Annotated in this window: 8 protein-coding genes; 2 read left to right on the forward strand and 6 right to left on the reverse strand. The window is 73.2% G+C overall.

Annotation, left to right across the window (positions count from 1 at the left end):
- Positions 1-171: 171 nt before the first annotated feature.
- Together HEK131_RS25605 and HEK131_RS25610 are read left to right on the forward strand one after the other, a co-directional pair.
- Entirely contained in the window at positions 172-2,982 is a 2,811-nt protein-coding gene (locus HEK131_RS25605) for a lysylphosphatidylglycerol synthase transmembrane domain-containing protein (protein ID WP_244337158.1), read from the forward strand.
- Positions 2,983-3,081: 99 nt separating this feature from the next.
- The gene (locus HEK131_RS25610) at positions 3,082-4,623 is read left to right on the forward strand and encodes an alpha/beta hydrolase (protein ID WP_244337159.1); all 1,542 of its coding nucleotides are present in this window, start codon (positions 3,082-3,084) and stop codon (positions 4,621-4,623) included.
- Between the two features lie 6 nt (positions 4,624-4,629).
- Here the strand turns inward: HEK131_RS25610 and HEK131_RS25615 are convergent, their stop codons facing one another.
- The 6 genes from HEK131_RS25615 to HEK131_RS25640 form a co-directional block, all read right to left on the reverse strand.
- Positions 4,630-5,142, reverse strand: a complete 513-nt coding sequence (locus HEK131_RS25615; RefSeq protein ID WP_217463064.1) for a hypothetical protein — start codon at positions 5,140-5,142, stop codon at positions 4,630-4,632.
- A gap of 179 nt (positions 5,143-5,321) precedes the next feature.
- Positions 5,322-6,500, reverse strand: coding sequence for an adenylyltransferase/sulfurtransferase MoeZ (gene moeZ / locus HEK131_RS25620; protein WP_244337160.1), 1,179 nt, complete (start codon positions 6,498-6,500; stop codon positions 5,322-5,324).
- 64 nt (positions 6,501-6,564) lie between these two features.
- Positions 6,565-7,314, reverse strand: a complete 750-nt coding sequence (locus HEK131_RS25625; RefSeq protein ID WP_244337161.1) for a spherulation-specific family 4 protein — start codon at positions 7,312-7,314, stop codon at positions 6,565-6,567.
- Positions 7,302-8,261 carry an NAD-dependent epimerase/dehydratase family protein gene (locus HEK131_RS25630; protein WP_161147047.1) on the reverse strand — a complete coding sequence of 320 codons (960 nt, stop codon included), beginning with the start codon at positions 8,259-8,261 and terminating at the stop codon, positions 7,302-7,304. Before HEK131_RS25630 ends, HEK131_RS25625 begins: the two co-directional genes overlap by 13 nt.
- A gap of 207 nt (positions 8,262-8,468) precedes the next feature.
- Positions 8,469-9,650: a hypothetical protein gene (locus HEK131_RS25635; RefSeq protein ID WP_244337162.1), complete on the reverse strand. Its 1,182-nt coding sequence runs from the start codon at positions 9,648-9,650 to the stop codon at positions 8,469-8,471.
- Entirely contained in the window at positions 9,647-11,329 is a 1,683-nt protein-coding gene (locus HEK131_RS25640; protein WP_244337163.1) for a DUF3492 domain-containing protein, read from the reverse strand. The genes HEK131_RS25635 and HEK131_RS25640 overlap by 4 nt, the downstream gene beginning before the upstream one ends.
- Positions 11,330-11,473 lie beyond the last annotated feature (144 nt).

An 11,473-nucleotide genomic window follows, 5' to 3' on the forward strand; every position in this document is an offset into this window, starting at 1 on the left:
CCGTACGCCTACGACAATGGGACGAGCCCGGCCAGGGGCGTCCGGACGGGCCGGCACGGCGCCCAAACGCACTTTTCGCACCCCCATCCGCACCCTGATGCCCCCTCGCGCCCCTCAGTCGTGCCACCATCGTGCGGGCGGTGACCGGTGATACGAGACCAAGAAGAGATCATGAAACAGCAGGGTGTGCACCCCGACGACGCGGAGGGCACCTCTGGCGCGTCCGCGCGCCCCGGCACCTCCCGCGAAGCCACCGACGGCCCCGGCGACCCCTCCGGGGACGACGTCACGCGCGCGCGTGAGCGCGACCGCGACGAGCCGGCGACCCCCGAGGGGAGCGGCGGCCCCGCGCGGGCGCACGCCCCCGTCAGTCCCGGCGACGACATCGTCCCGCCGGAGGAGGTCGAGGGCGACGAACCGCTGCTCCCCGCGCGCGTGCACCGCCCCTCCGACCTCATGCGGCTGCTGGTGGGCGTGCTGGCCATCGCCCTGCTGCTCGCCGTCGCCGCGTTCGCGCACGGCACCACCTCGGGGCTCGAACAGGACATCAACAAGGGCACCGGCCAGGCGCCCGACCTGCTGATCAAGATCGCGGGGCTGGCGTCCAGCATCGCCATCCTGCTCGTGCCGGTCGCGTTCGCCATCGAGCGGCTGATCAAACGCGACGGACTGCGGATCGCCGACGGTGTGCTCGCGGCGGTCCTCGCGCACGGGGTCACCCTCGCCACGGACCTGTGGGTCGCCCGCGCGGCCCCCGGGTCCATCCAGGAGGCGCTGACCCAGCCCGCCCCCGGCGACGTGCACGCCCTGACCGACCCGGTGCACGGCTATCTCGCACCCGTCATCGCCTATATGACGGCCGTCGGCATGTCCCGCAGACCCCGCTGGCGCGCGGTGCTGTGGATCGTGCTGCTCCTCGACGCGTTCTCCATGCTGGTCACCGGCTACACCACGCCGTTCGCCATCATCCTGACGGTGCTGATCGGCTGGACCATCGCCTACGGCACCCTCTACGCCGTCGGCTCCCCCAACGTCCGCCCCACCGGGCGCACCCTGATGGCGGGCCTGCGCCACGTCGGCTTCCACCCGCGCAGCGCGGTCCGCGAGGAGGGCCCCGACGCGGAGAACGGCGACCGGGGCCGGCGCTACTTCGTCACCCTGGAGGACGGCCCACCGCTCGACGTGACCGTCGTCGACCGCGAGCAGCAGGCCCAGGGCTTCTTCTACCGCGCCTGGCGCAACCTGACCCTGCGCGGCTTCGCCACCCGCTCCAGCCTCCAGTCGCTCAGACAGGCCCTGGAGCAGGAGGCGCTCCTCGCGTACGCGGCCATCGCGGCCGGCGCCAACGCCCCCAAGCTGATCGCCACCAGCGAGCTGGGCCCGGACGCGGTCATGCTCGTCTACGAGCACACCGGCGGCCGCACCCTGGACTCGCTGGCCGACGACGAGATCACCGACGAGCTGCTGCACAAGGTCTGGCACCAGGTGCGGGCGCTGCAGTCCCGGCGCATCGCGCACCGCAGGCTCGCGGGCGACGCCGTACTGGTGGATCGTTCCGGCAAGGTGATCCTGGCCGAGCTGCGCGGCGGTGAGATCGCGGCGGGCGACCTGCTGCTGCGCATGGACGTGGCCCAGATGCTCACCACGCTCGGCCTGAGGGTGGGCGCCGAGCGCGCGGTGGCCTCGGCGGTCGAGGTGCTCGGCCCGGACGCGGTGGCCAACTGCCTGCCGATGCTCCAGCCCATCGCGCTGACCCGCTCCACCCGCGCCACGCTGCGCAAGCTGAACCGCGAGCGGGCCGAGCGGGAGCGGGAGGCGGTGCTGGAGTCGTCCCGGCTGGCCAAGCAGGCCCGGCTGGAGGCCGCCTCCGAGGAGGGCGCGGCCCTTCCGGAGAAGCCCGACAAGAAGACCGTCCGCGCCGAGCAGCGGGCCGAGAAGCGGGCCATCGACGAGGCGATCGACGAGGCCCGCGAGGAGGACCTGCTCACCCAGATCCGGCACCAGGTGCTGCGGATCAGGCCGCAGGCCCCGGTGGAGCCGGCCCGGCTGGAGCGCATCCGGCCGCGCACCCTGATCAGCTTCATCGCGGGCGCGATCGGCGGGTACTTCCTGCTGACCCAGCTCACCCACATCGAGTTCGGCAAGCTGTTCGCGCAGGCCCAGTGGGGCTGGGTGGCGGCGGCGGTGGCGTTCTCCGCGCTCAGCTACGTGGCCGCCGCGATGGCGCTGCTCGGGTTCGTGCCGGAGCGGGTGCCGTTCGTGCGGACGGTGGCGGCGCAGGTCGCCGGGTCGTTCGTGAAGATCGTCGCTCCGGCGGCGGTCGGCGGTGTCGCGCTGAACACGCGGTTCCTGCAGCGGCAGGGCGTGCGGCCGGGGCTCGCGGTGGCGAGTGTGGGCGCGTCGCAGTTGTTCGGGCTCGGCTGCCACATCCTCATGCTGCTGTCCTTCGGCTATCTGACCGGTACCGAGAAGACGCCGTCGCTGTCGCCGTCCCGGACGGTCATCGCCGGTCTGCTGACGGTGGCGGTGCTGGTGCTCGTGGTGACGTCGGTGCCGCTGCTGCGGAAGTTCGTCGTCACGCGGGTGCGGTCGCTGTTCGCCGGGGTGGTGCCGCGCATGCTGGACGTGCTCCAGCGGCCGCAGAAGCTGGTCACCGGCATCGGCGGCATGCTGCTGCTCACCGGCTGCTTCGTGATGTGCCTGGACGCCTCGATCCGGGCCTTCGGCGACGAGTCGGTGTCCATCAGCATCGCCAGCGTCGCGGTCGTCTTCCTCGCGGGCAACGCGCTCGGCTCCGCGGCGCCCACGCCGGGTGGTGTCGGTGCCGTGGAGGCGACGCTGACGGTGGGTCTGATCGCGGTCGGGCTGCCCAAGGAGGTGGCGGCTCCGGCGGTCCTGCTGTTCCGGCTGCTGACGCTGTGGCTGCCGGTGCTGCCGGGCTGGCTGGCGTTCAATCACCTGACCCGTAAGGGAGCGCTCTAGGGGACGGGGCGACGCCGTGCCCCACCCTGCGCTCCTGGCCCGTACCTCTTACGGACCGTGCCCCGCGCGGAGTGGCGGGCGCGCCGTGAGGATGGCTGTATGCCGAACCCTTCCCGGCCGCGTGCCGCCGCTCTGACGACCAGTGCCGTGCTCATGGCCGCCCTGCTGGCCGGCTGCGGTGGTTCGGGGGACGGGGACCTGACGAAGCAGAAGCTGGAGTGGAAGGACTGTCCCGCCCCGTCCGAGGCGGAGGGCGGCGGCACGGCCCCCTCGCCCCTGCCCGGTGGCACCGAGTGGCAGTGCGCGACCATGAAGGCGCCGCTGAACTGGGGCGAGCCCAAGGGTGACACCATCGGCATCGCCCTGATCCGCGCCAAGGCGGACGGCCCGGCGAAGGACCGGATCGGCTCGCTGGTGTTCAACTTCGGCGGCCCCGGCGGCAGCGGTGTCACGACGCTGCCCGCGTTCGGCGAGGACTACGCGGCCCTGCGCACCCGCTACGACCTGGTCAGCTTCGACCCGCGCGGGGTCGGCCGCAGTGCGCCGGTGCTGTGCGAGACCGACTCCCAGCTCGACACGTACTTCCAGCAGGACGCGACGCCGGAGGACACCGCCGAGCAGAAGCGGCTCATCGCCCGCACGGAGAAGTTCAACGACGCGTGCGAGCGGCGTTCCAAGAAGATCCTGCCCCATGTCCGCACCACGGACGCGGCCCGCGACATGGACCTGATGCGTGAGGTGCTCGGGGACGCCAAGCTGCACTACTTCGGTATCTCGTACGGCACCGAACTCGGCGGTGTCTACGCGCACTTGTTCCCGAAGCACGTGGGAAGGGCGGTCTTCGACGCGGTCGTGGACCCCACCCAGACCCCGGAGCAGGGGGCGCTCAGCCAGGCACGCGGGTTCCAGCTCGCGCTGGACAACTTCGCCGAGGACTGCACGAGCAAGGTCGAGGACTGCCCCATCGGCGACACCCCCGAGGACGTGAAGGACCGTATCGCGAAGCTTCTGAGGGACCTGGAGAAGAAACCCATCCCCGGCATCTATCCACGCCAGTTGACGCAGACCGCGGCCACGAACGGCATCGCGCAGTCGCTGTACTCCAAGGACTTCTGGGAGTACCTCACCGAGGGGCTCGACCAGGCGTACGACGGGGACGGCAGGGTACTGATGGTGCTGTCCGACTCGATGAACGGGCGCAGTCCGAACGGCGAGTACAGCAACATCACGGCTGCCAACATCGCCATCAACTGCTCGGACGAGAAGCCCCGTTACGACGCGGCCTACATCCAGGGCAAGCTCCCCGACTTCCGCGAGGCCTCCCCCGTGTTCGGGGACTACCTCGCCTGGGGCATGGCCGGCTGCACCGACTGGGCCGTCCCCGGCGCCGCCGACCACCCCGACGTCCGCGCCCCCGGCTCTGCCCCGATCCTGGTCGTCGGCAACACCGGCGACCCCGCGACCCCGTACGAGGGCGCCCGCGCGATGGTCGACGCGCTCGGCAAGGGCGTGGCCGTGGAACTCACCTACAAGGGCCAGGGGCACGGGGCGTACGACAGCAAGAACAAGTGCGTCCGGAAGGCGGTCGACGACTACCTCCTGACGGGCAGGACCCCCGAGCCGGACACGGTCTGCTCCTGACCCGCCCTACGACGGCCCGGTACGGCTCCGGGGCACCGGCGGCGTGGGCGCGGTGAGCCCGGCGACATCGACCCCCTTCGCCCGCAGATACGCCTCCGCCCGGTCGGCCAGGCGCCGGTAGCGCGGCCAGGTGGGGATCATCCCCGCCACCTGGGAGTCCCGGTAGGCGAGGAACTCCGCGCCGGCGTGCTTCATCCTGGCCAGCGGGACCGCCCAGAGCTCGAGGATGTCCTTCTCGCTCACGTATCCCTTGTGGCAGTAGAGCCCGACGACGTCGAAGGCCGCGAACGCCCGGTTGACGACGGCGTAGTCCTCCGGGCTCAGCTCCGCCACCCCGGCCCCCCGCTCATGCATCAGGAACAGCGCCCGCCTGCCGTGCTGCAGTTCCGGGCTGATCAGCGACTCGTGCAACCTGAGCAGGGCGTCCCTGCGATCCTTGCGCCGGGCCACGTAGAGCGACAGCACGCTGATGACCACAGCGACGACCGAGATGACGACCGACGTCCCCTGACCGTCCACACCGAAGCCCCCGCTCGTCCGACGACACCGGTCCTGGGCTGCCCACCCGGACTCACCCGCAAACGGCGTCCGGGGTCTGCGGGACCGGGCCACCGGCCGTCGGTGACGGGTGCGCGGGAACGACGACGGCCCACGGCCCCGAATGATCAGGGGTCGTGGGCCGTCGGGGACGGGATGTGTCAGTACACCGGCTTGCTGGGTTCGATCTGGTTGACCCAGCCGATCACGCCGCCGCCCACGTGGACCGCGTCGGCGAAGCCCGCGGACTTCAGGACCGCCAGGACCTCCGCGCTACGGACGCCCGTCTTGCAGTGCAGGACGATGCGCTTGTCGTGCGGGAGGGTCTCCAGGGCGGTGCCCATGAGGAACTCGTTCTTGGGGATCAGCTTGGCACCGGGGATGGAGACGATCTCGTACTCGTTCGGCTCGCGGACGTCGATGATCTCGATGTTCTCGCCGTCGTCGATCCACTCCTTGAGCTGCTTGGGAGTGATCGTGGAGCCGGCCGCGGCCTCCTGGGCCTCCTCGGAGACGACGCCGCAGAACGCCTCGTAGTCGATCAGCTCGGTGACCGTCGGGTTCTCGCCGCACACCGCGCAGTCCGGGTCCTTGCGGACCTTGACCTGGCGGTACTGCATCTCCAGGGCGTCGTAGATCATCAGGCGGCCGACCAGCGGGTCGCCGATGCCCGCCAGCAGCTTGATCGCCTCGTTGACCTGGATCGAGCCGATCGACGCGCACAGCACGCCGAGCACGCCGCCCTCGGCGCAGGAGGGGACCATGCCGGGCGGCGGGGGCTCCGGGTAGAGGCAGCGGTAGCAGGGGCCGTGCTCGGACCAGAAGACGGACGCCTGGCCGTCGAAGCGGTAGATCGAGCCCCAGACGTACGGCTTGTTCAGCAGCACGCACGCGTCGTTGACCAGGTAGCGCGTGGCGAAGTTGTCCGTGCCGTCGACGATCAGGTCGTACTGGCTGAAGATGTCCATCACGTTCTCGGCCTCGAGCCGTTCCCCGTGAAGGACCACGTCCACGTACGGGTTGATGCCCTTGACCGTGTCCCGCGCGGACTCCGCCTTGGAGCGGCCGATGTCCGCCTGGCTGTGGATGATCTGCCGCTGCAGGTTGGACTCGTCGACCTCGTCGAACTCCACGATGCCGAGCGTGCCGACACCGGCCGCCGCGAGGTACATCAGCGCGGGCGAACCCAGGCCGCCGGCGCCCACACAGAGCACCTTGGCGTTCTTCAGCCGCTTCTGCCCTTCCATCCCGACATCCGGGATGATCAGGTGGCGGGAGTACCGGCGGACCTCGTCTACGGTGAGCTCGGAAGCGGGCTCGACCAGGGGTGGCAGCGACACGGGAACTCCGTTGGTCGGTCGATCACTACGGGTTGTTCTCCCCGTAACACTGCCACGGCCTTCTTCATTCCGAGACACCCGTTCCGACCCGCGAGACGAATTCGTCCCAGTGGCCGGGCATGGTCTCCCACGGGTTGGCCCGGCCGCCCTGGTCCGTGCGGTCGGTGAGGTAGACCGTCCCGGCGCCCTGCCAGCGCGCGATGCGCAGCGCCTCCTCCAGATGGCCGCGCGGCACCCCGTGCACGAAGTGGCAGAAGCGGCTCTCCGGGTGGTCGGCGGTCCACTCGGCCACCTGCGACCAGCGGTAGTCGGACCAGGAGCCGCGGAAGGTCACCAACTGGTCGGCGTTCTCCGCGTACCCGGGACAGGGGTGCTCGCCGTGGCCGAGGACGACGTGGGTGTCCCCGGCGAGCGCGCGGAGCGTGGTGATCACACGGCGGACCTCGGGGAGCGCGGCCCGGTCGCCGGGACACCGCTCCAGCAGGAAGCCGTCGACGCGGTACCAGTCGAGATGGCGGTGCGCGTCGGAGACCAGGTCGGCGAAGGGGCGGATGCCGTGCGCGAGGTCCAGGTGTCCCAGGACGCGGACGCCGCCGTTGCGCAGCCGGCCCGCCGCTTCCAGGCAGTGCGGGTCGGGGCGGGTGCCGGGCCCGGCCGCCACGTTGAGCACCACCCAGTCCAACGGCGTTCCGGGACGGGCCAGTTCGGCCCACTGGGCGGGCGCGGTCAGCGGGTGGGCGTAGTCCGGGACGCCGATCGCGGTGCGTACGGCGGTGCCGGAGGGGGGCGCGGGGGCGGTGGTCAGATGCGGCATGCCGCCTCCATCCAGATGTCCGCCAGGGACTCCTCCAGGTTGATCCGGGGCCGCCAGCCGAGCCGGTCGCGGGCGGTGCGCACGTCGGCCTGCTGCCAGCTCCCGCACCCGTCCGGGTAGGGGTACGCGACCGGCACCGCGTGGTCCATGTCGCCGCGCGGGTGCCCGATCGGACCGCGCAGCGGACCGGCCGGGGCGTCGAGTTCGTTGAGCGCGCCGCCGTACCCGGCGACACGGGCGAGGACGGTGGCTGCGTCCCGCAGGCGTACGGCGCGGCCGGAGCCGATGTTGATGACCCCCTGCGCGGCGGAGAGCGAGGCGGCGTGCACGGCTCTGGCCACGTCGCGCACGTCGACGAAGTCGCGCTGTACGCCGAGCCCGGCGAGCTTGAGTTCGCCGTCGCCCGCCTGCATGGCGCGGCGCATCGCCTCGGCGAGCCTGCCCAGGGGCGACCCTGCCGGTGTGCCGGGTCCGGCGGGCGAGAAGACGCGCAGGACGACGGCGTCCAGGCCGGAGCCGAGGACCAGTTCGGTCGCGGCGAGCTTGCTGACCCCGTAGGGGCCGCCCGGACGGGGTACGGCGTCCTCGGCGGTGGAGGAGCCGGGCTGGCTGGGCCCGTACTCGGAGCCGCAGCCGATCTGCACCAGCCGGGCCCCGCAGCCGCTGCGGCGCAGAGCCTCGCAGACGGTGGCCACGGCGACGGTGTTGTGCCGGGTGAGGTCGCGGGCGCCGCCCCGGGTGGCACCCGCGCAGTTGACGACGACGCCGGGGTGCACGGCGTCCAGGAACCTCGTGAGCGCGCCGGGGCTGCCGGTGGCGAGGTCGAAGCGGACGTCGGCGTCGTCGCCCCGGCCGAGCGCGGTGAGCTGCACGGCCGGGTCGGCGAGGAGACGGTCGGCGACGAAGCGGCCGATGTATCCGTTGGCTCCGATCAGCAGAACCCTCATAGGGCGGCTCCCGGAGTGTGCGCCGCGACTGCTCCCACGGACCCGGCCACTGCGGTGACTCCGTGTCGGGAGGTGGTCATCTGGTGTTCTCCTTCTCAGGGATGAAGGGGGAGAGGACGTGGGGGCGGTGGGGCGCCGGTGCGATGGGGAGAGCTCGGGGAGCGTCGCGCGCGTGGCGCGGGCCACCGGGGACGCCTGCGGGAAGGCTCACTCCGGGGCTCCCGCGGGGGCGTGGGCCGAGGCTCGGGTGAGGGTGCGCAGGGCGTGGGTCAGGAGGGCCAGGGCCGCGAATCCGCAGGTGAGAGCGGGGATCGCGGCCGGGCCCAGGGGGTCGGTCAGGGTCGTCACGGGGACGGCGAGGAAGCCGCAGTCGGGGAGGCGTCCGCTCAGGACCAGTGCGGGCGCGGCCAGTTCGGCGGCCGCCGCCGCGCCCAGGACCACGGCCGGTGCGTGCCGGTGCCGGTGGACGGTGAGGAGGCGGGCGAGGAACAGCAGGGCACCCAGGGTGAGGGCCTGCGGGTAGGCGGGGTCCTCGTCCAGTACGGCGCCGGTCAGCGCGAGCAGGCCGGTCAGGGCGGCCAGGTGGAGGGCGAGGACGCCGAGCAGCAGGGGGCGCGCGCCGGAGGTGAAGTCCTCCAGGCCCCGGCTGCCCGCGAGCCGGCGGCGGGCGCCGAGGTCGAGAAGGTGGGCGCACCAGGCGGCGGGGGCGCAGGACAGCGCGAGGGCCAGGGCCGGCGCGGTGGCGACGGGCCAGGGGCCGTCCGGTGCGCCGGTGGGCAGCGTGTCGGGGCCGCCGCTCACCACGGCGTCCAGCAGGCCGTCCCCGAGGAGGACGTAGCCGAGCAGGCAGGCGGTCCAGACGGCGGCGGAGGGCCGCGGGGCCGCGCCGGGGCGGGCCGCGAGGGGGCCCCGGCCGAGGGCGGCGCGTAAGGCGAGGGCGAGGGCGAGCAGTCCGCCGAGGGCCACCAGGGGGCGGGCATGGCCGTGGCTGAACCGCAGGCCCACCACGGTGCCCGAGGCGACCGCTCCGGGCAGCAGGGTGAGCAGGACCCACCCGGCGCGGATACGGGGGCCGGGCCCCGGCGCGGGCTCGGGGGACGGGTCCGCGTCGCGGGGCACACGGGCGTACAGCTCCTCGGCGAGCGAGAACACGTCGCGGTGCCGGTACCGGGCGGCCGAGCGGTCGGTGAACCCGTGCGCCTCCAGTCCGGCAGCGATCTCCAGGGGGTCCACGGCCCGTTCGCACAGCTCCCGGTGCTGGTGCAGCAGCGCCTTCACGGGGTCGACGGCACCCCTGCGGGGGGCACTGCTCCGGGTGTCGGCCTCGGGGGTCCCGTCGGCGTCGGACGCGGCGACGGTTCCCGGACCGGTTCTCTCCACGCCCTTCATCGCGCCCCCTCCGCGCTCGCGCGGACCGGTGCCGGTGAGCCCCGGCCGCGCAGGAGGGTGCGGGCCGCGGGGACGGTCCAGCCGCCGGGGACATGGGCCTCGGCCGGGACGGCGAACGGCAGCGGCCCGCCGGTCTCGTCGACGGCGACCCTCCGCACCGGGCAGTGCGACATGATCTCCAGGTAAATGCCGTGAAATGCCGCGATGTTCTGTTCGACGCCGAACAGCTCCAGCGCACGGGCTCGCGCCGCCGCCCCCAGGCGTGCCCGGCGCTCGGGGTCGCGCAGCAGCGCCACGCACGCCTCGGCGAGCGCCCGCGGATTGCGCGGCGGTACGACGAGCCCGGTGCCCCCGATGACCTCGACCACCGCGCCCACGTCCGTGGACACCGTGGCCCGCCCGCAGAACATGGCCTCGGCCAGGCTGACCGGGAACCCCTCGACCACGCTGGAGAGGACCACGACGGCCCCCGCGGCGTACGCGTCGGGCAGCGTCGGCGCCTCGGGCGCCCCCACCTCGGTGAACGCCACCGGGTTGTCCCCGACGGCGTGCAGCCCCTCGGCCTCGTCCGGGAAGAGCTGGGCGGCCAGCGCCCGGCACTGCGCGAGGTACGCCTCCCCCTCGGCCCCCACCGGCACGCCCACGATGCGCAGCCGTGCGTGCGGCTCCTCCTTGCGGACCTCGGTGAAGGCGTGCAGCAGGGAGACCAGGTCGCGGGCGGGCTCGATCCGGCCCACCCACACCAGGGTGTCCGCGTCGGCGCGGTCGGGCGCCTCGCCGACCTCGGCGAAGCGGTCGGCGTCCATGCCCGGGTGGACGGTGCGGATGCGGGCGCGGTCGGCGCCGCACCGCTCCTGCCAGCGGCGGGCGTGGGTGCTGCCGGGGGTGAGGATCTCGGCGCGCCGGTAGACCTCGGCGGCGAGCCGCCCGTGGAAGGCGGCGAGCAGCGCGCGTACGGCGGGGGCGGCGGTGTCGGGGCCGAGCGCGAGGTAGTGCGCGCGCAGTTGGACGCCGTACTCGGTGACCAGCAGGGGCACACCGGCGAAGTGCCGGGCGAGCAGGCCGGGCAGCGCGGTGGAGCCGCCGGAGGTGGCGTGGCAGAGGTCGACGGCGGCGAGGGCGTCCTCGCCGTACCAGTCGAGGGAGAGGGGGAGCAGGGCGCGGGCGAGGTGATCGGTGACGGCCAGCAGGTCGGGCACGCGGGCCTCGCGCGCCGTGCGCGGGGCGCCGGGGGCGCGGCAGGCGCGCTCCAGGGCGCTGACGGCGTGGTCGGAGCGGAGCGCTCCGGTCAGGGCGCCGGTCTCGCGGGCGAGTTCGGCGAGGTTGTACAGCGCGTTGCCGAAACGGTCCGCCACTTCGGCGCAGGGGTCCTCCGGGGAGGGGCCGGCCGGGGCGCAGACCGCGCCGAGCAGCTCGCCGTAGTGCTCGGCGAACCGCTTGCGGGCGCGGCGGCCCGGCGTGGCGCGGTCGCCCCCTTCCGTCCACGACGGAGCGGTCCGTACCCGCCTGACCTGCGGCGGGAGCGGCACCCAGCCGTCGTCCTCCTGCTGTCTGCCGCACTTGAGCGCGTAGACGTCGAACTCGTGCTGCCCGAGCCCGCGCACGAGCCGGTCGCACCAGAGCCCGGTGTCACCGCCGACATACGGATAGCCACCCTCGGTAAGCAGTCCGATGCGCACGCGTGCACCCCCGATCTCCCGTGTGTGGGAGCCGCCGTCGTCCCGGCGGCTCGCAGCGGGACGAACGTACGCGCAGAGGGCGGTGGCACGACGGACGGTTGTCCGTCGCACCACCAAAAGGGGTGAACGGTCGTAACTTTCGCG

It is taken from the genome of Streptomyces seoulensis (assembly GCF_022846655.1).
Lineage (GTDB): Bacteria > Actinomycetota > Actinomycetes > Streptomycetales > Streptomycetaceae > Streptomyces.

Bases quoted from the DNA above. Each gene is read 5' to 3' on its own strand.
- HEK131_RS25605 (WP_244337158.1), top strand. From the start codon at position 172: ATGAAACAGCAGGGTGTGCACCCCGACGACGCGGAGGGCACCTCTGGC.
- HEK131_RS25610 (WP_244337159.1), top strand. From the start codon at position 3,082: ATGCCGAACCCTTCCCGGCCGCGTGCCGCCGCTCTGACGACCAGTGCC.
- HEK131_RS25625 (WP_244337161.1), bottom strand. From the start codon at position 7,314: ATGCCGCATCTGACCACCGCCCCCGCGCCCCCCTCCGGCACCGCCGTA.
- HEK131_RS25630 (WP_161147047.1), bottom strand. From the start codon at position 8,261: ATGAGGGTTCTGCTGATCGGAGCCAACGGATACATCGGCCGCTTCGTC.
- HEK131_RS25635 (WP_244337162.1), bottom strand. From the start codon at position 9,650: ATGAAGGGCGTGGAGAGAACCGGTCCGGGAACCGTCGCCGCGTCCGAC.